This window comes from Subdoligranulum variabile, from assembly GCF_025152575.1.
GTDB lineage: Bacteria > Bacillota > Clostridia > Oscillospirales > Ruminococcaceae > Gemmiger > Gemmiger variabilis.
Genome location: NZ_CP102293.1, coordinates 1,052,420 through 1,076,752, shown reverse-complemented (window position 1 = coordinate 1,076,752; position 24,333 = coordinate 1,052,420). Strand labels below are relative to the sequence as shown.

The following is a 24,333-nucleotide window of genomic DNA, read 5'->3' as shown; positions in this document are numbered from 1 at the left end:
AGTATATATAGACAGTGCCGGCAGGCCCCAAACGCGGAGCGCCGGACACACTGTTTTCCAAAGAAACAGCAGCAGGCGGGCGGACCGGGAACTGCCGGTCGTCCGCCTGCCGCTGGTGTGCCTGACTTCAGGCTATTTCAGGCGATGGAGCGGATTATTTGCCGCCGGTCATCGCAATGCCCTGGATGAACTGTTTCTGGAACAGCAGATACAGGATGACCATGGGGATCATGGCCAGGAAGCTGCCGGCCATCAGGACCGGGAAGTTGGTGGTGTACTGGCCGTTCAGGGTGGAAAGGCCGGCGGAAAGGGTCATCATGTTCAGGTCGGTGTTGCAGATCAGGGGCCACATCAGGTCGGAGTAGGCGAACACGGCGGTGAAGATAGCCAGGGCCGCGCAGCTGGAACCGGTGAGGGGGAACATGACTTTGGTGAAGGTCTGCCACTTGTTGCAGCCGTCCAGATAGGCGGCCTCGGCGATCTCATTGGGGATGCCCAGGTAGGTCTGCCGCAGGAAGAAGGTGCCGAAGGCGGAGACCAGGCCGGGGAAGACCAGCGCGAAGATGGTGTTGGTCAGGCCCAGACGTGCCAGCATCAGGTACTGCGGGGTGATGAAGATCTGGCTGGGCAGCATCATCTGGACCAGCACGATGCCGAACAGCAGGTTCTTGCAGGGGAACTGCAGTTTGGCGAAGGCGTAGCCGGCCATCGAGCTGAACAGGACGGCGCAGACCACGCGGAACACGATCAGAAGACCGGTGTTGACATAGAGATTGAAGAAGGGAAGGCTCGCCAGCGCGGTGGTGAAGTTGTCCAGCGCCCAGTGGGAAGGAAGAATCTGCGGCGGAATGGCCATGGATTCAGCCTGGGTCTTGAAGCTGGTCAGGAGCATCCACACAAAGGGGAAGATCATCAGGATGCTGCCCAGGACCAGGACAACATAGGTCAGCGTGGTGGTAAGCCGCTTGCTGCTTTTCATACTGGTATTCATACTTTACACCTCGTAATTGACCCACTTTTTCTGGCCCCAGAACTGGAAGATGGTGACCACACCGATCAGCAGCACGGTCCAGACAACGATGGCGGACGCATAGCCCTTGTCGCCGGCGATGAAGCTCTGACGATAGAACAGGGACATCAGGCTCTGGGCGTCGTTCAGGGCGGGGTTGGCGTCATCCACCATCATGTAGATCAGGTCGAAGACCTTCAAGGAGGACATCAGACGCATGATCATGACCACGAAGAGGGTGGGCGAAACCATCGGCAGGGTGATGGAGAAGAACTGCTTGACCTTGGACGCACCGTCCAGGTCGGCAGCCTCATACAGGGTGGCCGAAACATTCTGCAGGCCGGCCAGCAGCAGCACGGCGTCGTAGCCGATGTTGGACCAGATCTGCACCACGGCGCAGGTGAAGAGTACGAAGCGGGAATCGGTGAGCCAACCGACGTTGACGCCGAATACCGAGTTAATAATACCATATTGGGTGTTAAAAATCCACTTCCAGACCATAGCCACGGCGGCGGGGGCCACGACCATGGGCAGGAAGAAGATGGCACGGAAGGTGGTGCGGCCGCGGATCTTGCTGTTCAGCAGCACAGCCACCAGCAGCGCCAGGAAGATGCCCACCGGCACCGTCAGGATGCAGAACAGGATGGTGTTCCAGGTGGCTTTCCAGAATTCGGCATTCTGGAACATTTCCACGTAGTTGTCGATGCCCTCGAACTCGAACATGCCGAAGGGCAGCGACTTGGAAAAGCTCATCCGGATGGCGTCAATGAAAGGATAGATGTTCAGTACCAGCAGACCGATGATGGTGGGCGCCACCATGAGCAGGCCCCACTTGGCACCATCGCGGGCAAGTTTCGATGTATTTTGCATTACGCATCCTCCTCCGGGTAATATTCGGCACTGGCCTCATCGACGATCTCCTGCATGGTCTGCAGGCCGGTGTCGATGTCCAGCTCGCCGGTGTAGATCTTCAGCAGCGTGTCGCTGACCGGAGTCTTCCACTCGGGACGGGCGGCGTTGTTGACGCTCTGGACGCAGTAGTCGAACATGTCAATGAAGGGCTGCACATTGATGGGATACTCATCAAAGACGCCCACCCAGGTTTCTTCCAGACCTTCGTAGGCGGGAATGGCGGCGCCGCTCTCACCCTGGATACGCTGGCCTTCTTCGCTGCCGAAGAACTTCAGCACGTCCTTGACGATGTCCAGATGCTTGTTGGTGGCGCTGGTGGCGTAGCTCAGACCGTTGGAGATGGAAGCACGGCCGTCACCGTTCATGGGGTTGGGGCACTTGGGCAGCACGGCCACGTCCCACTTGCCCACCATCTCGGGGTAGTTCTGCAGCTCACTCAGGATGTTCCAGTCGCCCTCAAAGAACATGGCGCCCTTCTCGGAGAAGAAAGCCGTGCCGGGAGCGGTCTCTGCAAAGTAGTTCTGGTCGGGGCACCAGTCGTTCTTCTGCAGGTTGATGTAGAATTCCATGCCCATCTTGGTGGCAGGATCGGTGAAGTTGGCGCGGGTCTTGTCCTCGGTCAGGATGCTGCCGCCCGCCTGGTACACGAAGTTCCAGTAACCCAGCTGGTCGTCGCCGTAGGCCATGTAGCCGTACTTGCCGGTGGCGTCGTAGATCTTCTGCGAGGCTTCGCACAGATCGTCCCAGGTCCAGGTCTCGTCGGGGTAGGCAACACCCGCGGCGTCAAACATTTCCTTGTTGTACACAAGGCCCACGGTGTCCTTGTCCTTCGGCACGGCGTAGAGGTTGCCGTCCGAACCGCTGGCGTTGGCCAGCGAAATGTCCGAGAAATGCTCGGTCTCCACAATGTCGGAGCAGTCGGCCAGTTTGCCGTAGTCGGCATACTTCAGGATCTCGTTGGTGTGCATCCAGAAGATGTCGGGCATCTGGTTGGAGATGGCCGCCGCTTCCAGCTTGGTCCAGTACTCGTCCCAGCTGGTGACCTGCACCTCGATGTGGACGTTGGGATGCTGCTCGGTGTAGGCGTCACACATCGCCTGCATGCCGTCGCGCTGCGCCACGTCCCAGATCTGGAACGTCAGGTTCACGGTGCCATCGGCGCTGTCCGATCCGCATGCGGTCAGGCCCGTGGCTAAACCAGCCGTCAGGCACGTCGCCATCAACCCGGCAACCAACTTCCGTTTGATGTTCATAAGATGTCTTCCTCCTGTTGATCTTTTGCAGTGGTTCTGCAGTGGTTCGCTGCCCGCCCGGCCGGTGCGGCAGTGGGAGAATGGGGTTTCGCCAATTTGATGAAATTTCGTGGGAAAATTTGTGCAATGTGCACTATGCACAAAATCTTTCCTGAATCAGCAGCTTTATTATACAATTTGTGCATGCCATCGTGAATATCTTGATTCTGCTTTTTATATCTCAATTTGTAGGATTTCTATCATTTTTATTGAAGTACAGACGCATTATGGTATATAATAGAAAAAACATGGCGGGGAGGTTTTGGCCATGCCTCATCAGAATGACATACATACCGAAAACAAGCTCAAATTCCACGTATTTCAGGACGAACGGTTCGTGGATCTGACCCTCTATCAGTACGGCTGGGAGCGCACCGAGCCGCTCCATTCCTACGGCCCCCACAAGCGGGACCATTACCTGTTCCATTTTGTGATCTCGGGGCGGGGCGCGCTGTACACCAACGACCAGGTCTACCATATCGGGGCGGGCCACGGCTTTCTGATCCTGCCGGACCAGACCACCACCTATGTGGCGGACGCCAAGGACCCCTGGGAATATACCTGGATCGAGTTTGACGGCCTGCGGGTGAGCGAGAGCATCAGCCTGGCGGGGCTGAGCCAGAGCCAGCCGGTCTACACCCCCCAGAACCGGGAGGCAGGCCGGGCGCTGAAAGACCAGATGCTCTACATCGTCAACCATCCCGACGACAGTCCGGTGCGCCAGATCGGGGAGGGCTTTCTCTTCCTGGACCAGCTGGTGCAGTCCTCGGCGGCGCGGCGGCTGCCCAGCCAGCGGCGGCTGCGGGATTTCTATATGAAGGAAGCCCTCTCCTTCATCGAGCAGAACTACCAGCGGGACATCTCCATCGAGGAGATCGCGGCCTTCTGCGGGCTGAACCGCAGCTACTTCGGCAAGGTGTTCCGGGACTCCATGGGGGAGAGCCCCCAGGCGTTTCTGCTGCACTACCGAATGGCCCGGGCGGCCCAGATGCTCAAGGAGACGGCCCTGCCCATCGGCACCATCAGCGCCATGGTCAGTTACGCCAACCAGCTGCATTTTTCCCGGGCGTTCAAGTCGGTGTACGGCATGGCGCCCCGCACCTACCGGCAGAACCACTTCATCCGCAAGGAGGACGCCCCCGCCGGGGTTTGACACCGGGGGCAATTTCGTTTATGCTGTTGGCAGGAGGAAACGCCGATGGAATTTTCTGAATATTTCCCCGTATGGGACAAACTCACCCCGGTCCAGCAGCAGATGCTGGCCGACAACGCCACCCTGCGCGCCGTGCCCAAAGGGACGGTGGTGCACAACGGTTCGGCGGACTGCATCGGTTTTCTGCTGGTGCGCACCGGCCAGCTGCGGGTCTACATTCTCTCGGACGAAGGGCGGGAGGTCACCCTCTACCGCCTGTTCCCCCGGGATCTCTGTGTGATGTCGGCCTCCTGCATCCTGCGGGGGCTGCAGTATGATGTGACCATCGAGGCGGAGAAGGACACCGAGTTCTGGCAGATCCCGGCCCAGCGCTACAAGGCGCTGATGGAGGAATCGGCGCCGGTGGCCAACTACACCAACGAGGTGATGACCACCCATTTTTCCGATGTGATGTGGCTTATCGAGCAGATCCTGTGGAAAAGTTTCGACAAGCGGCTGGCGGCCTTCCTGCTGGAGGAGAGCGCCCTGGAGGGCAGCCCCACGCTGAAGACCACCCACGAGACCATCGGCCACCACCTGGGCTCCCCCCGGGAGGTGGTGACCCGGATGCTGCGGTATTTCCAGGATGAAGGCCTGGTGAAACTGTCCCGGGGCAGCGTGACGCTGCTGGACCCCGACCGTCTGCAGGCCCTGGCCGAGGACTGACAAAGGCAAAAAGACCGCCGACGGAATCTTTCCGTCGGCGGTCTTTCTATAATAAAGGTTATCGTTCCACTGGGCCGTGGTAGCTTATGATGCCGCCGATGTTGGTCACCCGGGTGTAGCCGCTGCCCTGCAGCAGGCGGGCGGCCTGCCCCGACCGGGCGCCGCTGCGGCAGTAGAGGAAGAGCGGCGTGTCCTTGGCGGGAGCCACCGCGTCAATGCCCTCCAGCGACTGCAGCGGCAGGTTCCGGGCGCCGGGAATGTGGCCTTCGGCGTACTCGGCGGGGGTACGCACATCCAGCAGCAGGGCACCGGGGGTCTGGCGGCACTGCTCCACGCCGCCATTTATATCCGGCCCGTGCAGGAAATCGAAGAAGCCCATGGCTCAGCCCTCCTGGACCAGCGCCAGGATCTGGTTCTTGGGCCGCGCGCCCACGGTGCGCTGGGTGACCTGGCCGTTCTTCACCACCATCAGGGTGGGGATGCTCATGACCTGGAACTGACCGGCCAGCTCGGGCTGTTCATCCACATTGACCTTGCAGACCTTGATCTCGGGATGCTCGGCGGCGATCTCATCCACCAGCGGGCTCACCATACGGCAGGGACCGCACCAGCTGGCCCAGAAATCCACCAGCACCGGACGATCGGAATTGACCACTTCATTGACGAAATTTTCTTTGGTGATATGCAGCACAGACATTGTTTTGTCCTCCTTGTTGTTTCGTTGTGCCTATAGTATACCCCGATGGACGCTTCTTTTCTGTGATGAGGTCACCAAAGGTCTTTCCCCTTGACGCCGTCCGGTCCGGTGTACTATAATAAGGCAGTCAAGACCGCCCGGGTGTGGCGAAGCTTGGTATCGCGCCTGGTTTGGGACCAGGAGATTTCGCAGGTTCGAATCCTGTCACCCGGACTTGTACAAGCCGCATGGCCGCCTTTGTGCTGCTGTGCGGCTTTTCTTTTTTGGAAAAAGGCGAATTTTGGTACAACTCCGATACAAAGGGGTGTCATACTGGGAGCATGGAACCATTGGAAAAGGAGGAACTGTCCCATGAAACGAACCCTGTTTGCCCTGCTGGCCCTGGCGGTCAGCCTGACCGCCTGCACCCCGGCGGCCTCTGTCCCGGAGGGGGAGGTGCCCACAGCCGCCACCGCCGAGGCGGCCCCGGCGGCGGAGTCCGAAAAAGCTGAAACACCCGCGGCAGCGGGCGGCATCCGGGGGGACGGCGACCTGCAGCAGGACGGTGCGCTGCGCTACAGTATCGGCTACACCGACCCTTCGGAGGGGGAACAGAAGTTCCGGGTGCTGGTGCTGGACTGTGCCACCGGCAAGCAGACCAGTCTGTACACGCTGGAGGAACCGGCCCAGACGGTGAGCAACCCCTTTGTGGTGAACGGTACGGTCTACGTCTTTGCCGACCAGACGATGTATCAGATACCCACAGCGGGCGGCGAAGCCCGGAAGGTGGCCCTTTCGGCGCCGTTCTATCCCACCAGCATGGACGATACCGCCGGGTACAGCTTTTCCTATGACGATTCGGTGAAAAACTTTCTCTGCACCCGGCTGGACCTGCAGACGGGAGAATGCAGCCGGGTAAATCTGCCGGCCCAGACTCAGGAGATCCGGGCGGTGAACGAACCCCGGGTCTTTCTCTGCCACCTGGTCACCGAAGCCCCGCTGCCCGGCGTGGAGGAGGGAGAGATCTATGCCGCCGCCATACAGAACGCCGTCTGTGAATACGGCTGGTATGACCTGGCGACCGGGGACTTCCAGAAGGTGGCGGAAGAACCCTACTACGGTGTCGTGCAGTCCGACGGCACCAAACGCCGGCGGGAGTTCCAGGGCCTGGCCGACGGGCGGCTCTATTTTGTCTGGCGGATCGTGGACGGGGAAAGCGTGACCCGGAGCGCGGGCATTGAATCCTGTGCCCTTGACGGCACGGACTGGCAGGCCGCGACCGATCTGCCCGCGGGCAGCGATGCGGTGTGGACGCTGGAACAGAACGACGCCCTGCGTTGGATCATGAGCGAAAACGACGGACTCTGGGTGTATGATGTGGCGGACGGGCAGACCTATACCGACGGTGCGGTCAGCCTGCCGGACGGCTGGGCCTACGCGCTGACCGGCAACGACCGGGTGATGCTCAGCCTGGACCCCAATCTGTACGGCGATCAATGCCCCGGCGGCTATGCCATGGAGGAGATGGCGGATTTCCTGGCCGGCAGCACCGACTGGATCCCGCTGGAACTCTGCGGGGAACAGATCGGGATGGGGACAATCTGAGAAAGGAACGGAGTATGAAAAAGAAAATCGGATTTTTTGCCCTGCTGGCCCTGGCGGTCAGCCTGACCGCCTGCACCCCGGCGGCCTCCGCCCCGGAAAGCGAAGCCGCTGTCACGACTACCGCGGAAGCCGCCCCGGCGGCGGAGCCCGCAGAAAATGCGGTTGCTGGCACGCTGCGCAATCTCGGCGCCAAGGACCCGGCGGATGGCTATTATCAGCTGGACACGATCCAACAGCCGGACAAAACTTATCACGGTATCCTGCGCAAGGTGGATTTTGCCACGGCCCGGATGACGCAGCTCTGCGATGTGGGCAACATCGAACAGCTGGGAACCTACTTCGCCTGGGGCGAAAATCTCTGCTATGAGACCTGGCCTTCCCCGTCGGAGGCTGAGTTCCATATCTATACGCCGGCGGACGGCTCGGAGCGGATCATCTCGCTGGAAAGCGACCTTTCTCCCAGTTTTGCGGACGATCAGTATGTCTATCTCAACCGGTATGCCGATCCCTTTTTGAGCCTGGAACGGATGGACCTGAATACCGGTGACATCCAGCCCATCAAGACGCCGGACCTGATCAGTACGATCTATGACACCGACGGCCAACGGCTGCTCGTCGCCCGGCTGATCAGCGAAATACCGCTGGAGTCCCTGTGGGATGAGGAAGAACAGTATGAAGCGGCGATGCAGAACGCAACGGTCCAGTATGCCTGGTGGGACCTGGCCACCGGCGCACTGGAAACGGTTCTGGAAGAACCCTTCCATGGCGAAAAGGACGAAAACGGCAATGAAATCACCCGCATTTACCTGGGGCACAACGGGGATTCCCTCTTTTTCTACCGCGGTGTCATCACCGGGCAGAGCAGCACGCAGAACCGTGTGGAGCGGTGCGCCCTGGACGGCAGCGGCAATGAGGAGGTACCGTTTGACCTGCCGGCCGATTTCGGCGTTCCCGGCACGGTAAATTGCGGCGGCGAAATTCGTTGGCTTGTCATTACCGGGGAGGAGGGGATCCTCGTCTACGATGCGGCAACGGGTCAGTCGCAGGAAGTGTCCGGCGGCGCAGAGGCCCCCTGGCCCCTCTTGCTCACGGAGGACGGGCAGGTACTGGTCAGTCTGATGGAAAAGGAAGAAAAATCCGACGTGTGTTATCGCCTGATTCCCGAAGGGGACTACCTGGCGGGCAATTTCACCGGCACTGACGTGGTCCCGGCGGAGGAATGAGCGGGAAAGGAGTCATACGATGAAAAACGCCCTGTTTGCACTGCTGGCGCTGGCGTTCGGCCTGACTGCCTGCGCCCCGGCGGCTATCGCTCCGCAGAGTGAGGCACCTGTCGTGGCCACGGCGGAAGCGGCGGCCACGGAAGAGTCTGCCGACTCCCCCATGGTGCAGGGAACTTTGTGCAACATCGAGGACTGCGAAAACACCGGCAACGCCTTCTATCAGTGGCAGGCAAAAGCCCAGCCGGACGGTGCTCCGACGCTGGGAAATCTGGTGGAAGTGGACTACACCACCGCCCGGCAGTGTCAGGTGCTGGATACCGGGATTCCCTCCTACCGGCTGGGCAACTGCTTTGCCCGGGGAGACAGGATCTATTACACGACGTTTGAGGAAGACGGCCGCACCCTGCACATCATCGACCGGACGGACGGCACCGAAAAAACCATGCCGGTGGTGGACGGCTACGGCGTGGGATTCCTGGATGACCGGGCCCTCTATCTGTTTGTGCAGACGTCGGTGGGCTATACCGCCATGCAGCGGGTGGATCTGGAAACCTGCACGGCGGAAACCGTCCAACTTCCGGCCCAGACCATCCGGGTCTGCGACGGTGCGGACGGCCGGTTCCTCATCACCCGGCTGATCGGCGCGGTGTCGCTGTCCTCCCTGCAGGACGAGGAACAGCGGGCCGCGGCGCTGCAGACCGCCACCGAGGAATACGCCTGGTGGGATCCCGACGACGGCTCGGTGGAGCCGCTTTTCCAGGAACCCTACACCGGAGAACTGGCGGAGAGCGGCTGGCCCCAGGAGCGGGCCTACCTGGGCAAGGCGGACGGAAAGTTCTATTTTTATCGGGCGGAGTGGACCGAAACCTCCCAGGAGAACTGCCGGGTGGAGCGCTGTGCCCCGGACGGCAGCGGCGTCGAGACGGTGCTGACTATGGAGGACGGCCAGGGGCTGCCCGGCGTGTTGCGGTCAGAAGGGGAGATCCGCTGGCTGATCCAGGGCAGCGGCAACGGACTGGTGGTCTACCAGCCTGCCGACGGCAGCACCCGGCAGGTGGAAAATGCCTCGGGCGGCGATACGCCCTGGCCCCTGGCGCTGACCGACGACGGCCGGCTGCTGCTGTACAGCTTTTTCGCCGCCCACCCGGAGGATTCCATCTACTGCCTGGTCTCTCAGGAGGACTACCTGGCGGGCAATTTCACCGGCACCGATGTGGTCCCGGTGACGGACGAAACGGGGGAGGCGTAACGCGATGAAACGATTGGCTTTGTATCTGCTGGCGCTGGCCATCGGCCTTTCCGCCTGCGCCCCGGCGGCGTCCACCGTGCCGGAACCGGTCCCCGTGGAGGCAACCGGCGAATCCGCTACGGCGGAAGAGAGTGTAGTGTTTCCGGTGGGGCACTTGCGGCGAATCCAGGAATATGAGTCGACGGCGGATGCCATGTACAGCACCGTGAATTTTTGGACCGATGCAGGGGAACCGCAGTTCCAATTGCTGAAGGTTGATCTGACAGATGCACAGCGCGTCAGTTTGTATATGGGAGACAGTCCGGACCTGTACGGCGTACAAGTCCTGCCCTGGCAAGGACAGATTTGCCTGTTTGGCTGGGATACGCTGTACAAGGTGCCCGAGGAGGGCGGCGCCACGCAGGAGATCCCTTTGGGGAAAGAACTGAATCCCGAATTTGTGGATGAGTATGCTGTCTATGAGTTTGAGTATCGTATGGACAGGGGCAGCAACAGAGGCAAACGGATTGATTTGGAAACGGGGCAGATCACCGATCTGGAACTTCCCGGTCAGATCGAGTGGATTGACCCGACAGGCACCCCCCGCTTTATCATGACGCGGGCAATCACCCAGACACCGCTTCCTTCCTACAAAGAATGGGAAGCGTATAGCGCGCTTCTCCAAAGTGGAGAACGGGAATTTGACTGGTATGATCCGGCCACCGGTGCCATGGAAAAAGTCATGGCAGAACCCTTTTACGGCGAGGAGCAGCCGGATGGAAAGCGCCGCCGTCACGACTTCCTGGGAATGGCCGGAGATCGGTTGTATTTCAGTTGGTACAATGAGGATGGCTCGGCCAACGGTGTGGAGAGCTGTGCCCTGGATGGCAGTGATTGGCAACAGATGCCGGGACGGCTGGAAATGGAGCGCCCGGACTGGATTTTCAGCCAGAACGGCACCTTGCGCTGGATGATGAGCGGTGAGCCGGGCAACCTTTGGATCTATGACCTGCCGGCAGGACAGATGTATGAACTGCCCCATATTACTGTGGCAAACGGCTGGCCGGAAGCGCTGGTGGGGCAAAACCAGGTATTGGTGTCAAGGGGAAGAGACCCCGACATCGTCGAAGGTTATGCACTGATCTCCCTGCAGGACTACCTGGCCGGTTCCACCGATTGGACGCCCATCGAAGATGCCGAGGCGCCTGAAACCTGATGGGAAAGGAGCCTGACAATGAAAAAATCCATGCCAATTTTGTTGGCTCTGGCAATTTGCCTTTCCGCCTGCGCCCCGACGGAATCCCAACCGGCCGGCGAGACCCCGGCTACCGCCGAAACCTCTCCGGCACAAGCCACGGCGGAATCCGCCCTGTCAGCGGTGGGCAATCTGACGATGTACGGCGGGTCCCGGTCAGGGGAGGGCTGCTACTACTACGATGGCGTCTGGGATGATCCGGCCTCGGGGGAGGCAAAGTGGGCGCTTTTCCGGCTGGATTATGCCACCGGGCAGCGGCAGCTGCTGCAGACCTTCGGCCGGTACGACGGCGGCATGAGCCCTTCCGATCCCTTTGTGAGCGGTGGCAGGGTGTACTGTACCGCGGGCAGGGAAATCTACTGCCTGTCCCCCGACGGCAGCGAGAAACAGGTCGTTTCCGCACAGGAGACTCTGAACTGGATGTGCAGCGACGAAAATGCCTGCTACTTGGTGGAAAGCAATGTCTTCAACAATACGCCCCGGCCGCAGGTGAAGCGCATCGATCTGCAGACGGGAGCGGTGACCGGCTGGGAACTGCCCGCCATGAATCTGCTGTCGGTGCACGACAGCCGGGGCAGCCGGGTGCTGGTTTCCCGCTGCATCACCGATCAGCCCCTGCCGTCCATGGAGGATATGGAACTTTTCAACGCCGTACTGCAGAATGCCACCATGGAATATGGGTGGATGGATCTTGCCACCGGGGACTGGCAGGGGATTCTCAGCTTTCCCTACGACAGTCACCGGGGCGATGCCGCCGGTCATACGGAACAGTGGTCCTACGAAGGCATGCGCGGGGAAGACCTGTACTTCCGGCGGATGGTGATCGATGAGGCAGGCAACACCCTGTCCACCACGCTGGAGCACTGTGCCTTGGACGGCAGCGGCATGACCGAGCTGGCGAAGCTGCAGTCGGACCGCAGCATCTACCCGGTCTGCCGTGGGACCGACCTGGTCTGGCTGATGGATTACGCCTACACCGGCACAGCCACCATCTATGATGTGGAGAACGGCAAAACCTACGAAAACATTCCGGTGCAGCCCACCGATTCCGGTTGGCCCCTGGCGCTGACCGAGGACGGCCGGGTGCTGGTGAATGACCACTACAACCAGTGGGGCGAGAGCACCTACGCCATCCTGGACGCCGACGACTATCTGGGCGGTTCCCGGGACTGGACGGTTTTCACCGACGGGGAAAACTAAAAACAGCACCCCCGGCCATCCGGCCGGGGGTGCTGCTGTATTACGAATCCATCGTCATCGGCGGCGCAGCCGCTGAATCCGAACCTCCTCTTTGAGGAAAAATCAGCCCTTGTTCTTCTTGCTGGCAGCCTTCATGCGCAGATCATGGTCCAGGATGCGCTTGCGGATGCGCAGGTTCTCGGGGGTGACCTCCAGCAGTTCGTCGGGGGCCAGGAATTCCAGGCAGCCCTCCAGGCTGAACTTGCTCACCGGCACCAGACGCAGGGCGTCGTCGCTGCCGGAAGCACGGGTGTTGGTCAGATGCTTGGTCTTGCAGACGTTGACGGTGATGTCCTCGCCGGTGGGGGTGTAGCCCACCACCTGGCCGGCGTAGACCTTCTCACCGGCGGTGACCAGCAGGGTGCCGCGCTGCTGCGCGTTGAACAGACCGTAGGTCACGGCGTCGCCGGTCTCGAAGCTGATGAGAGAACCGGTGGACCGGGTCTGGATGTCGCCGCACCATTCCTCGTAGCCGTCGAAGATGGTGTTCATGATGCCTTCACCGTGGGTGTCGGTGAGGAACTGGCTGCGGTAGCCGAAGAGGCCGCGGCTGGGCATACGGAACTCCAGACGGGAACGGCTGTTCATCATCTGCATGTTCATCAGGATGCCCTTGCGCGCACCCAGGGCGGTCATGACGGCGCCCTGGTAGGTCTCGGGCACGTCGATGACCACACGCTCCATGGGTTCCATCGTCTTGCCGTTCTCCTCGTGGGTCAGAACGTGCGGGGGAGAAACCTGCAGCTCGTAGCCTTCCCGGCGCATGGTCTCGATGAGGATGGACAGATGCATCTCACCGCGGCCCATGACGCGGAAGGAATCGTTGGTGGCGGAATCCTCCACCTTCAGGGCAACGTCCTTCAGCAGTTCGCGCATCAGGCGGTCACGGATCTGGCGGGAGGTGACGTACTTGCCTTCCTTGCCGGCAAAGGGAGAATCGTTGACCGAGAAGGTCATCTCCACCGTGGGATCGTTGATCTTCACGAAGGGCAGGGGCTGGACCTTGCTGGGGTCGCACAGGGTGTTGCCGATGGAAATGTCGGGCAGACCCGCAAAGGCGACGATGTCACCGGCGGAAGCCTGCTCGATGGGCTCACGGCCGTTGGCCTTGAAGTCGAACAGCTTGGTGATGCGGCCGGTCATATGCACGTCGGGGTTGTGCCAGTCGCAGACCTGCACCGGAGAACCCACCTTGATGACGCCGTTCTGCACGCGGCCCACGCCCATGCGGCCCACGAACTCGTTGTAGTCCACGCTGGACACCAGCATCTGCAGGGGCTCGTCGGGCTCGCCCTCCGGCGGCTGGACGTACTTCAGGATGGTGTCGAAAAGCGGCTTGAGGTCGGTGCCGTTCTCGGGATGGGTCCAGTCGTAGCTGGCGGTGCCGTTGCGGCCGGAGCAGAACACCATGGGGCTGTCCAGCTGCTCGTCGGTGGCGCCCAGGTCCATGAGCAGTTCCAGGATCTCGTCGATGACTTCCTTGATGCGGGCGTCCGGACGGTCGATCTTGTTGACGGCGATCACCAGCGACAGGTTCTGCTGCAGGGCTTTCTGCAGAACGAAGCGGGTCTGGGGCATGCAGCCTTCGGCGGCATCCACCAGCAGCAGCACGCCGTTGACCATTTTCAGCACGCGTTCCACCTCGCCGCCGAAGTCGGCGTGGCCCGGGGTGTCCACGATGTTGATCTTGACGCCGTTGTACACGCAGGAGCAGTTCTTGGCAAGAATGGTGATGCCGCGCTCGCGCTCGATGTCGCCGGAGTCCATCACGCGCTCGGCCACCTGCTGGTTGGCGCGGAAGGCACCAGACTGCTTGAGCATCTGGTCCACCAGCGTCGTCTTGCCGTGGTCAACGTGGGCAATGATCGCGACGTTGCGTAAATTTTCCTGAATCATATCCGTTCCCTCTCTATTTGAACTTGCGTTGCAAGGGGGCAAGCCCCCAATATCCACATACAGCATCTATTTTACGCTGTTATGCAGTTATTGTCAAGAATCGCCAACGGTAAAAAAGTGTGGTATAATAGAAAATGTATAAGAGTGCAAGGAAAGAACTTTTGGTCATTTTGCGGGCACCGAGGGAATCGCCCGCGCCACTTCCCAGGGAAGAGAGGAATCCGTCATGTCAACTGAAAATGTGCGCCATATCAACATTATCGGCCACCAGAACCCCGATACCGACTCCATCTGCTCGGCGCTGTCCTACGCCTGGCTGAAAAACGGCGGCAGCCTGATGGGCAAGTATGAAGCCCGCCGTGCCGGTCATGTGAACCGGGAGACCCAGTTTGTGCTCAAGCATTTCGGCATCGAGCCGCCGCGGCTCTGCACCGACGTGAGCCCCCAGATCAAGGACATCGACATCCGCCATCAGCCGGGCATCGACGCCGAGATGAGCGTGCGCGCCGCCTGGAACATGATGCGCGACGTGGAGATCGACACCCTGTGCATCACCGACGCCGAGGACGAGCTCCAGGGCCTCATTACCATCAAGGATATTGCCGATGCCAACATGGACCTGTTCGACACCGGCGTGCTGGCGGCGGCCAACACCAGCTACCACAACCTGCTGGAAACGCTGGAGGCGGAACTCATCGTGGGCGACGCCGATGCCCGCATCACCGAGGGGCATATCTGCATCGGCACCAGTCCCGAGATCATGGAGGAGCTGGTAAAGCCCGGGGATCTGGTGCTGGTGTCCAACCGGTACGAGACCCAGATGTGCGCCATCGACTGCGGTGCGGCGGCCATTGTGGTCTGCTGCGGTTCGGCGGTGCCCCGCACCATCGTGGCCCGCGCCCAGGAGAAGGGCTGTGCGGTGCTGGCTACCCCCTACGACACCTACGCCGCCGGACGGCTGGTCACCACCGCCGCGCCGGTGCGCCATTTCATGCGCACCCATGACCTGATGAAGTTCAGCGTGAACACCCCCATCGAGGACGCCCGCAAGATCATGGCCAGCGTCCGCCACCGGTATTTCCCCATCCTGGACGAGAACGGCAAATACTGCGGTGTGGTCAGCCGCCGGAACCTGTTGAACCTGCATCGCAAGCGGGTGATCCTGGTGGACCACAACGAGCGCACCCAGGCGGTGGACGGTCTGGAGCAGGCCGAGATCCTGGAGATCATCGATCATCACCGCATCGGCACCCTGGAGACCAGCGGCCCGGTGTATTTCCGCAACGTGCCGGTGGGCTGCACGGCCACCATTTTGTATCAGATGTACCAGGAACAGGGCGTGACCCCCTCCCAACAGATCGCGGGGCTGCTGCTGTCGGCCATTCTCTCCGATACGCTGATGTTCCGTTCGCCCACCTCCACTCCCCAGGATGAAGCCACCGCCCGGGCGCTGGCCGAGATCGCAGGGGAGGACATCCCCAGCTACGCCGAGCAGATGTTCGAGGCGGGGGCCGACCTCACCGGCCGGGATGCGGAGGATGTCTTCCGCTCCGACTTCAAGGCCTTCAGCCGCGGCGACGCCAAGTTCGGCGTCGGGCAGTCCATCTATATGACCGACAAATCCCGTGCAGCCGCCGAAGCGCTGGTAGGACCCTTCCTGCCCGAGGCGGGGCGCCGGGAAGGTCTGCCCATGATCTTCTATATGTTCACCGACATGAAGACCCAGAGCACCGACCTGATGTACTGGGGCAGCCACACCGAGGAGATCGTCCGCGACGCCTTCGGGGTGGAGCCCAAGGACGGCGTGGCGGTGCTGCCCGGGGTAGTCAGCCGCAAGAAGCAGCTGCTGCCGCCGCTGCTGGCTGCTCTGCAGGCCCGGCAGGGCGAGTGAGGACCCGGCATCGCCAGGGGAAAACCTCTTTGCGAAAATTTTACGTTTTGGGATAAAACAAACGCCTGCACGCGGAAAAAACGCGGCGGGCGTTTTGTTTTGCGGGAAAATGAACTTTGTTCACAGAATGTTTGTTTGACACAAAATAACAGAACCGATATAATAGTTCGTATACGAACTGTACAAAAAAGTGTGAGAAACGGGAAAAAATTCAAACGTTCCGCCACAGGCGTCGGAAAGGGAGGGTCTTCATATGAGCGATTACGCAGCCATTGAAAAGGAAGCGCGCATCTTTACCGAGGAGTGCGTCACCAACAACCGGGTGGATCCCGCACTGTTTGCCAAGTACAACATCAAGCGCGGTCTGCGCGACCAGGACGGCAAGGGTGTGCTGGCAGGCATCACCAACATCTCCCGCATCGACGCCTTCGAGGAGCGGGACGGCAAGCAGGTCCCCTGCGACGGCAAGCTGTGGTACCGCGGCTACAACGTCTATGACCTGATCCGCGGCCTGCGGGGCAAGCGCTATGCCTTCGAGGAGGCGGCCTACCTGTTGCTGCTGGGGGATCTGCCCAACGAGCAGCAGCTGGAATCCTTCAAGGAATGTCTGGCCAAGTGCCGGGATCTGCCCACCAACTTTGTGCGGGATGTCATCATGAAAGCCCCCAGCAAGGATCTGATGAACTCGCTGACCCGCAGTGTGCTGACCCTGGCCAGCTATGACGACGACATCGGCAAGAGCGATCTGCAGACCCAGCTGGAACAGTGCATCAAGCTCATCAGCGTCTTCCCCATGCTGGCGGTCTACGGCTACCATGCCTACCATTACTATGAGTGCGACGGCAGCATGTACATCCACCGGCCGCGACCGGAGCTCTCCACCGCCGAGAACCTGCTCCAGATGCTGCGCCCCGACCGGCAGTACACCGACCTGGAAGCCCACGTGCTGGACATCGCCCTGCTGCTCCACATGGAGCATGGCGGCGGCAACAACTCCACCTTTACCACCCGCGTGGTCACCTCTTCCGGTTCCGATACCTACTCGGTCATTGCGGCAGCCCTTTCCAGCCTGAAGGGACCCAAGCACGGCGGTGCCAACATCAAGGTCATGCACATGATGGACGACGTCCGCGCCCATGTGGCCGATCCCACCGACGAGGACGCCATGCGGGACTACCTGCGCAAGATCGTGGACCGGCAGGCCTTCGACCAGAAGGGCCTGATCTACGGCATGGGCCACGCGGTCTACTCCCTCAGCGACCCCCGCGCCGTGGTCTTCAAGAACTTCGTCCACCAGCTGGCCGATGCCAAGGGCCGCGACCGTGATTTCGAGTATTACAACACCATCGAGCGCCTGGCGCCCCAGGTCATCGCCGAAAAGCGCCACATCTACAAGGGCGTTTCCGCCAATGTGGACTTCTACTCCGGTTTCGTCTACGACATGCTGGGCATTCCGGTGGAACTGTACACCCCCATCTTCGCCGTGGCCCGTATCGTGGGCTGGTCTGCTCACCGGATGGAGGAGCTGGTCAACATGGACAAGATCATCCGCCCGGCCTACCAGAGCATCATGGTCCCCCGGGAGTATGTGCCTCTTCAGGACCGCTGACCTACTTTCTTGAAAGAAAGTAGGCAAAGAACTTTCCATGGACCAAGCCGGAAAAGGGAAATAAAGGCAGTCCGTCCCGGAAAAAATCTGAAAAACAAAAATCCGCCCCGCTGCAGATCCTGCGGCGGGGCGGTTATCATTTCGGAAAGATTACTGGTCCATCATGACCTCATGGCTGGTGGGGGTGTGCTCAGTCTGGTACTGGAGCGCAGCCGCCACGAAGCCCTTGAAGAGGGGATGGGCGCGGTTGGGACGACTCTTGAACTCCGGATGGAACTGCACGCCCACATGGAAGGGACGTTCGGTGAGTTCCACGGCCTCCACCAGGCGGCCGTCCGGGCTGGTGCCGGCGATGGTCAGGCCCTTCTCCTCGAACTCGGCACGGTAGTCGTTGTTGAACTCGTAGCGATGACGGTGGCGCTCGTCAATCTCCTGCTTGCCGTAGCAGCGGGCCATGGTGGTGTCCGGCTTGATGGTGCAGGGATACTTGCCCAGACGCATGGTGCCGCCCTTGGGGATGTTGCCCTGCTGGTCGGGCATCAGCGCGATGACGTTGTGGGCGCCGTCGGGGGTGAACTCGCTGGAGTTGGCATCGGCGTAGCCCAGCACGTTGCGGGCGTACTCCATGACCATGATCTGCATGCCCAGGCAGATGCCGAAGTAGGGGATGTGCTGCTCACGGGCATACTGGGCGGCCTGGATCATACCCTCGATGCCGCGGTCACCGAAGCCGCCCGGCAGGATGATGCCGTCCACTTCGGCCAGTTCCTCGGCGCAGCGGTCCTGATCCAGCAGGGTTTCGCTGTCCACCCACTTGATGTTGACCTTGCTCTCGGTCTCAAAGCCGGCGTGGTAGAGACTCTCCATGACACTGAGGTAGGCGTCGTGGAGTTTGACGTACTTGCCCACCAGGGCGATGGTGCAGGTGCGGCTGCGGGTAGCAATGCGGCTGATCAGTTCCTTCCACTCGGTCAGGTCGGTGGGGGGCGTGGTCAGGTGCAGCTGACGCACCACCACGTTGGTCAGGCCGGCGGCGTCCAGCATCAGCGGGCACTCGTACAGGCTGGGCATGGTCAGGTTCTCAATGACGCAGTCGGGGCGCACATTGCAGAACATGCTGATCTTGCGCTTGATGTCGCTGCCCACCGGGCCGTCGGCGCGCAGCACGATGACGTTGGGGGCGATGCCCATGCCCTGCAGTTCCTTGCAGGAGTGCTGGGCGGGCTTGGACTTGTATTCGTCGGAGCCGGAGATGTAGGGCACCAGCACCACGTGGATGTAGCAGCAGTTCTCAGGGCCCTGCTCAATGCCCACCTGGCGGATGGCCTCCAGGAAAGGCTGGCTCTCGATGTCGCCGGTGGTGCCGCCGATCTCGGTAATGACCACATCGGCCTCGGTGCTCTTGGCCAGATTATAAATGTAGCTCTTGATCTCGTTGGTGATATGGGGGATGATCTGCACGGTCTGGCCCAGATACGCACCCTGACGCTCCTTGTTCAGCACGTTCCAGTACACCTTGCCGGTGGTCAGGTTGGAGTACTTGTTCAGGTTCTCGTCGATAAAGCGCTCGTAGTGGCCCAGATCCAGGTCGGTCTCGGTGCCGTCATCGGTCACGAAGACCTCGCCGTGCTGCAGCGGGCTCATCGTGCCGGGGTCCACGTTGATATAGGGGTCCAGCTTCTGGCTGGCCACCTTCAGGCCGCGGGTCTTGAGCAGACGCCCCAGACTGGCCGCGGTGATTCCTTTCCCCAGACCGGAGACCACGCCGCCGGTCACAAAGATATACTTCGTCGCCATATAATTCCCTCCACGTCTATGCAAAAAACAAAACATTTATATTATACACCGCTCCGGCCCCTTTTTGCAAGGGCACCGCACCCCGCCGTTCCACAAAAATTGCGGGAAAAGCCCCGCCCCGTCTTGACAAACGGCCCGGCAGGGTGTACAATGCCTTTATCCTACAAGAAAGGTATGAATAGACATGGTCACCCGTTCTCTGCCCGGCCGGCGATGTTGCCCCGGCCTGTGTTTCTGATTTTACCAACATTTTCTATATGAACAGGAGACGAATACCATGAGCAAGATCTATACTTCCGCCGAGCAGCTGATCGGACACACCCCGCTGCTGGAACTCACCCATATCGAAGCCGCCGAGGGTCTCAAGGCCCGGGTGCTGGCCAAGCTGGAATACTTCAACCCCGCCGGTTCCGTCAAGGACCGGGTGGCCAAGGCGATGATCGATGACGCCGAGGCAACCGGCAAGCTCAAGCCCGGTTCGGTGATCATCGAGCCCACCTCCGGCAACACCGGCATCGGTCTGGCGTCGGTGGCGGCGGCCCGGGGCTACCGGGTCATCATCGTCATGCCCGAGACCATGAGTGTGGAGCGCCGTCTGCTGATGAAGGCCTACGGTGCCGAGCTGGTGCTCACCGAGGGTGCCAAGGGCATGGCGGGGGCCATCGCCAAGGCGGACGAGCTGGCGGCCCAGACGCCGGGCAGTTTTGTGGCGGGGCAGTTTGTCAACCCGGCCAACCCGGCGGCCCACCGGGCCACCACCGGCCCCGAGATCTGGGAGGATACCGACGGCCAGGTGGACATCTTTGTGGCGGGCGCCGGCACCGGCGGTACCATCACCGGCGTGGGCGGTTATCTGAAGGAAAAGAAGCCCGGCGTCAGGATCGTGGCGGTGGAGCCTGCCGACTCGGCGGTGCTCAGCGGCGGCAAGGCGGGCCCGCACAAGCTGCAGGGCATCGGCGCCGGCTTTGTGCCTGAGGTGCTGGACACCTCGGTCTACGACGAGGTCATGACGATCACCACCGAGCAGGCCTATGACGCCGGTCGTATGATGGGCCGCAAGGAGGGTGTGCTGGTGGGCATCTCCTCCGGCGCAGCGCTTTATGCGGCGCTGGAGCAGGCCAAGCGCCCCGAGAACGAGGGCAAGACCATTGTGGTGCTGCTGCCCGACACCGGCGACCGGTATCTGTCCACCCCGATGTTTGCCGAATAAACCAAACTCCTTTGCCGCAGCGGTCTGCCGCTGCGGCTTTTTGTTTGCAATTTGGCCGGTTTTGGGGTATGCTGGAACCAAGAGGAAACAGAAAGAGGAACAACCTATGCCCAACATTGTGGAAATCACCGACCTGTCAGCCCCGGAACTGGACGTCTACGCCCGGCTCACCGAAGCCCAGCTGCGCAACAAGCTGGAACCGGAAAAAGGCGTATTCATCGCCGAAAGCCCCAAGGTTATCGGCACGGCGCTGGACGCCGGGTACAAACCCCTCTCCTTTCTCATGGAGCGCCGCCAGATCGAGGGCCCGGCGGCGGGGGTGCTGGCCCGCTGCCCCGACGCCACTGTCTACACGGCGGACCGGGCCGTGCTGGAAAGTCTTACCGGCTATGCCCTGACCCGGGGCGTGCTCTGCGCCATGCACCGCCCGGCGCCCCGTACCGCCGAGGAGGTCTGCCGGAACGCCCGGCGGGTGGCCGTGTTGGAGGGGATCGTGGATTCCACCAACATCGGGGCCATCTTCCGGTCGGCGGCGGCGCTGGGGATGGATGCTGTGCTGCTGTCGCCCTCCTGCTGCGATCCGCTGTGCCGCCGCGCCATCCGGGTGAGCATGGGCACGGTGTTCCAGGTGCCCTGGGCGCGGCTGGGGGAGGACAAGACCCAATGGCCCGAAGCAGGGCTGGCCCGGCTGCACGCCATGGGCTTCACCACTGCCGCCATGGCCTTGGATGACCGGGCGCTGCCGGTGGATGACCCCGCCCTGCAGGCGGCGGAGAAACTGGCCATCGTCCTGGGCACCGAGGGGGACGGCCTGGCCGCCGAAACCATCGCCCGGTGCGATGCCACCGTCATGATCCCCATGCAGCACGGGGTGGATTCCCTCAATGTGGGAGCGGCCGCGGCGGTGGCCTTCTGGCAGCTGCGGGCGCGGTGAACCGACAATCTGCCCCAAAAAGATGACATATTTTTTACGCCCCGTTGACAGAAAACGGGGCGTTTTTGGTTGTTTTTCCCCGTTCCGGATGGTACAATATTTTTATGTTTGACAGAACGGGAGGAACTTGTTCATGGGTTTCCTGAAAAAATTTACCAAGCAGGAACTGAGCTGGATGATGTACGACTGGGCCAACAGCGCCCACTCGGTCATCGTGGTGACGATCCTGCCCATCTTCTTTGACTCGGTGGCCGAATACACCGCCGACAGTGTTTCCAGCATGTCCACCTGGGGCTACGCCACCAGCATCGCCATGGCCATTGTGGCGCTGTCGGCGCCTTTCCTGGGGGTCTTCGGCGACATCCGCGGCATGCGCAAAAAGCTGTTCACCGCCTTTCTGGCGCTGGGCGTGCTGTCGGTGGCGGGGCTGGCCTTTACCCCCGGCATGGACTTCACCTCCTCCACCGACGCGGCGGGCCGGGTGGCGGCCATCGTCCTGGTGCTGTATATCCTCAGCACCATAGGCTTTGATGCTTCCTGCATCTACTACGACGCCTTCCTCACCGACATCACCACCGAGGACCGGATGGACGCGGTGTCCACCATGGGCTACGGCCTGGGCTACATCGGCGGTTCCACCATCCCGCTGCTGATCTTCCTCATCATGAACGCCGTGGGTATCCCCATGCTCACCTGCCTGGGCGTGATCTTCGCCATCACCGCCGTGTGGTGGCTGGTCTTCAGCCTCCCGCTGCTGAAAAACTGTCAGCAGACCTCCGGCAAACCCTACGAAAAAGGGGACATCGGCCGCAACATCAAGGGCGTTTTTGCCACCATCCGGGAGATCGGCGCCGACAAACCCATGCTGGTCTACATCATCTCCTATTTCTTCTATATCGACGGCGTCCATACCATTATCAGCATGGCCACCAGCTACGGCACCAACCTGGGCCTGGATTCCGCCGGCATGCTGCTGGCGCTTCTGCTGGTGCAGGTGCTGGGCCTGCCCTTCTGCCTGCTCTACATGAAGTTGGCCTCCCGGTTCGGTGCCCGCCGCATGGTGGGCGTGGGCATCTGCGTCTACATGTTCATCTGCATCTTCGCCTTCTTCATGAATAGCCTGTGGCAGTTCTGGATGCTGGCGGTGCTCTGCGCCACCAGTCAGGGCGGCATCCAGGCGCTGTCCCGCTCTATGTTCGGCAAACTCATCCCCGACAGGGACCGCAGCGGCGAGTTCTTCGGCTTCTTTGACATCTTCGGCAAGTTCTCCTCCATCCTGGGACCCACCCTGGTGGGCGCCGTCAGCGCGCTGGCCGCCTCCCGGATGCTCGCCGACCAGGGCCTCACCGCCGCCACCGCCACCGCCGAGCAGGTGGACGCCATCAACAAGGCCGCCGGCCCCTACGGCATTTTGTCGGTGATTATCATCATCATTGCAGGCGCGCTGCTGTACTTCTTTGTGCTGCCCCGCACCCTGCACGGCGACGAGCGGAAAATATAAGACCTATAGCAAAATTAAAATCTATCCCCATCGGCGGACATGTGCCGACGATGGGGATTCCTTGAGAGCCAAAATCTGCGTTTGAGTCGCCGTACGGCATGAAAACACAGATTTTGGCGATGGTGGGAATCCAAAGGGGAGGCGCAGGAGATGCGGCGCAGCCGCTGAATCCGAACCTCCTCTTTGAAGAGGCTATTTGACTTTTCGCCCCCGGCGGGGTACAATGAACAGGCTTTTTACAAGGTAAGGAAGTGAACCCCGCATGCCGGAAGGCTATACCCATGTGCGTACCGCCCGCGAGGCGGCGGCCGCCATTCATTATAAGATCCAGTGCCCCGAGGCTTTTGCCGCGGGGGCCAACGGTCCCGACAGTTTTTTCTGCTATGAGGTGTGGAAAAAGCGGGCCAACCGGCACTATGACCTGCCGGGGCTGGGGGACCACATGCACGAGGAAAAGACCGGTGCGTTTCTGTACAGTCTCTGCCGCCACGTGAAGACCCGGCCTCAGGTGGAGTACGCCCTGGGATTTCTCTGCCACTACGCCACCGACACGGTGGTGCATCCCTTTGTCTGTGCCATGTGCCAGCCGGGGCAGCCCTACGGCGGCAAGGGCGGGCACGGGTACCTGGAGATCGCCCTGGATTCCGAGCTGCACAAGGAGGACACCGGCGATGGCCGGGTGCTGCCTCAGGATGCCAGCCCGGTGCCCGCCGGCGAACAGCTGGCCGACATCACCTCTCTGCTGCACACCTGCCTGCTGGAAGTCTACGGGGAGGATGTCCCGGTGGAATACCTGGCCGACGCTTTCTACTACACCTACAAGGTGCGTAGCCTGTTCCCCAGCCGCCACGGCCTGCGCAAGATATTTTTCGGCGTGGCGGAGCGGTTTTTCGGCGGCAAGGGCTTCATCACGGGGCATATTTCGCCGCGGAAGCTGTCGGGGGATCTGCCCGATGTCTGGACCGATCCCTTCACCGGCCAGAGCCATGAGGGCGGGCTGTTTGCGTTGCTGCCCAAGGCCCGCCGCCGCAGCGAGGAATTCATGGGGGCGGCGCTGCTTTTCTGGCTGAAAAAATACTCCGACGAGGAGTTCTGCCGCGCCATCGGCAGCATGAGTTACACCCAGGGCCTGCCCACCGAACAGAGTGCGGAGGCGGCCCCTCTGGTACAGGAAAACGATACAAAAGGAGAATGATTT

The 24,333-nt window shown here is 61.1% G+C and carries 20 protein-coding genes and 1 tRNA gene; 14 read left to right on the top strand and 7 right to left on the bottom strand.

The genetic code is table 11. The features are described from left to right. Window positions 1-154: 154 nt before the first annotated feature. From NQ490_RS05280 to NQ490_RS05270, 3 genes are read right to left on the bottom strand one after another with little or no spacing between them, the layout of a single operon-like run. The gene (locus tag NQ490_RS05280) at window positions 155-991 is read right to left on the bottom strand and encodes a carbohydrate ABC transporter permease (protein ID WP_007047863.1); all 837 of its coding nucleotides are present in this window, start codon (window positions 989-991) and stop codon (window positions 155-157) included. 3 nt (window positions 992-994) lie between these two features. Beyond that, window positions 995-1,879 carry a carbohydrate ABC transporter permease gene (locus tag NQ490_RS05275; protein ID WP_007047862.1) on the bottom strand — a complete coding sequence of 295 codons (885 nt, stop codon included), beginning with the start codon at window positions 1,877-1,879 and terminating at the stop codon, window positions 995-997. Next, a complete protein-coding gene (locus NQ490_RS05270; protein WP_007047861.1) occupies window positions 1,879-3,174 on the bottom strand; it encodes an ABC transporter substrate-binding protein in 1,296 nt (431 codons plus the stop codon). Before NQ490_RS05270 ends, NQ490_RS05275 begins: the two co-directional genes overlap by 1 nt. A 307-nt stretch (window positions 3,175-3,481) precedes the next feature. Between NQ490_RS05270 and NQ490_RS05265 the strand changes: the two genes are divergently transcribed. Together NQ490_RS05265 and NQ490_RS05260 are read left to right on the top strand one after the other, a co-directional pair. After that, the gene (locus NQ490_RS05265) at window positions 3,482-4,366 is read left to right on the top strand and encodes an AraC family transcriptional regulator (RefSeq protein ID WP_007047859.1); all 885 of its coding nucleotides are present in this window, start codon (window positions 3,482-3,484) and stop codon (window positions 4,364-4,366) included. 45 nt (window positions 4,367-4,411) lie between these two features. Beyond that, on the top strand, window positions 4,412-5,071 hold the full coding sequence (locus NQ490_RS05260) for a Crp/Fnr family transcriptional regulator (RefSeq protein ID WP_007047858.1): 660 nt from the start codon (window positions 4,412-4,414) through the stop codon (window positions 5,069-5,071). 58 nt (window positions 5,072-5,129) lie between these two features. On the opposite strand, the gene NQ490_RS05255 is transcribed toward NQ490_RS05260, so the two are convergent. Together NQ490_RS05255 and trxA are read right to left on the bottom strand one after the other, a co-directional pair. Next, window positions 5,130-5,450, bottom strand: a complete 321-nt coding sequence (locus tag NQ490_RS05255) for a rhodanese-like domain-containing protein (RefSeq protein ID WP_007047857.1) — start codon at window positions 5,448-5,450, stop codon at window positions 5,130-5,132. A 3-nt stretch (window positions 5,451-5,453) separates the two neighbouring features. Continuing rightward, a complete protein-coding gene (trxA, locus tag NQ490_RS05250; protein ID WP_007047856.1) occupies window positions 5,454-5,768 on the bottom strand; it encodes a thioredoxin in 315 nt (104 codons plus the stop codon). 137 nt (window positions 5,769-5,905) lie between these two features. Here trxA and NQ490_RS05245 point away from each other — a divergent pair. The 6 genes from NQ490_RS05245 to NQ490_RS05220 all read left to right on the top strand — a co-directional run bounded on the left by NQ490_RS05245 (window position 5,906) and on the right by NQ490_RS05220 (window position 12,258). Further along, window positions 5,906-5,981, top strand: a tRNA-Pro gene (locus NQ490_RS05245). Window positions 5,982-6,119: 138 nt separating this feature from the next. Then, window positions 6,120-7,352, top strand: a complete 1,233-nt coding sequence (locus NQ490_RS05240; RefSeq protein WP_007047855.1) for a hypothetical protein — start codon at window positions 6,120-6,122, stop codon at window positions 7,350-7,352. A gap of 14 nt (window positions 7,353-7,366) precedes the next feature. After that, a complete protein-coding gene (locus NQ490_RS05235) occupies window positions 7,367-8,575 on the top strand; it encodes a hypothetical protein (RefSeq protein ID WP_007047854.1) in 1,209 nt (402 codons plus the stop codon). 19 nt (window positions 8,576-8,594) lie between these two features. After that, on the top strand, window positions 8,595-9,824 hold the full coding sequence (locus tag NQ490_RS05230; protein ID WP_007047853.1) for a hypothetical protein: 1,230 nt from the start codon (window positions 8,595-8,597) through the stop codon (window positions 9,822-9,824). Between the two features lie 4 nt (window positions 9,825-9,828). Further along, complete coding sequence (locus tag NQ490_RS05225) at window positions 9,829-11,019, top strand: hypothetical protein (protein ID WP_007047852.1); 1,191 nt, start codon at window positions 9,829-9,831, stop codon at window positions 11,017-11,019. Window positions 11,020-11,037: 18 nt separating this feature from the next. Beyond that, a complete protein-coding gene (locus NQ490_RS05220) occupies window positions 11,038-12,258 on the top strand; it encodes a hypothetical protein (protein ID WP_007047851.1) in 1,221 nt (406 codons plus the stop codon). 102 nt (window positions 12,259-12,360) lie between these two features. Here NQ490_RS05220 and typA read toward each other — a convergent pair whose 3' ends face one another. After that, window positions 12,361-14,193, bottom strand: a complete 1,833-nt coding sequence (gene typA / locus NQ490_RS05215) for a translational GTPase TypA (RefSeq protein ID WP_007047850.1) — start codon at window positions 14,191-14,193, stop codon at window positions 12,361-12,363. Between the two features lie 226 nt (window positions 14,194-14,419). On the opposite strand from typA, the gene NQ490_RS05210 reads away from it, so the two are divergent. Beyond that, entirely contained in the window at window positions 14,420-16,084 is a 1,665-nt protein-coding gene (locus NQ490_RS05210) for a putative manganese-dependent inorganic diphosphatase (RefSeq protein WP_007047849.1), read from the top strand. 253 nt (window positions 16,085-16,337) lie between these two features. Beyond that, window positions 16,338-17,693: a citrate/2-methylcitrate synthase gene (locus NQ490_RS05205; protein ID WP_007047847.1), complete on the top strand. Its 1,356-nt coding sequence runs from the start codon at window positions 16,338-16,340 to the stop codon at window positions 17,691-17,693. A gap of 150 nt (window positions 17,694-17,843) precedes the next feature. On the opposite strand, the gene NQ490_RS05200 is transcribed toward NQ490_RS05205, so the two are convergent. Beyond that, window positions 17,844-19,490: a CTP synthase gene (locus tag NQ490_RS05200; protein ID WP_007047845.1), complete on the bottom strand. Its 1,647-nt coding sequence runs from the start codon at window positions 19,488-19,490 to the stop codon at window positions 17,844-17,846. A 277-nt stretch (window positions 19,491-19,767) separates the two neighbouring features. Here NQ490_RS05200 and cysK point away from each other — a divergent pair, with 277 nt between their 5' ends. From cysK to NQ490_RS05180, 4 genes are all read left to right on the top strand, one after another. Continuing rightward, a complete protein-coding gene (cysK, locus tag NQ490_RS05195) occupies window positions 19,768-20,700 on the top strand; it encodes a cysteine synthase A (protein WP_007047843.1) in 933 nt (310 codons plus the stop codon). Window positions 20,701-20,806: 106 nt separating this feature from the next. Then, window positions 20,807-21,634: a TrmH family RNA methyltransferase gene (locus tag NQ490_RS05190; protein ID WP_040917858.1), complete on the top strand. Its 828-nt coding sequence runs from the start codon at window positions 20,807-20,809 to the stop codon at window positions 21,632-21,634. A 133-nt stretch (window positions 21,635-21,767) separates the two neighbouring features. Next, window positions 21,768-23,135, top strand: a complete 1,368-nt coding sequence (locus tag NQ490_RS05185) for an MFS transporter (RefSeq protein WP_007047841.1) — start codon at window positions 21,768-21,770, stop codon at window positions 23,133-23,135. 262 nt (window positions 23,136-23,397) lie between these two features. Further along, window positions 23,398-24,330, top strand: a complete 933-nt coding sequence (locus tag NQ490_RS05180; RefSeq protein WP_007047840.1) for a zinc dependent phospholipase C family protein — start codon at window positions 23,398-23,400, stop codon at window positions 24,328-24,330. Window positions 24,331-24,333 lie beyond the last annotated feature (3 nt).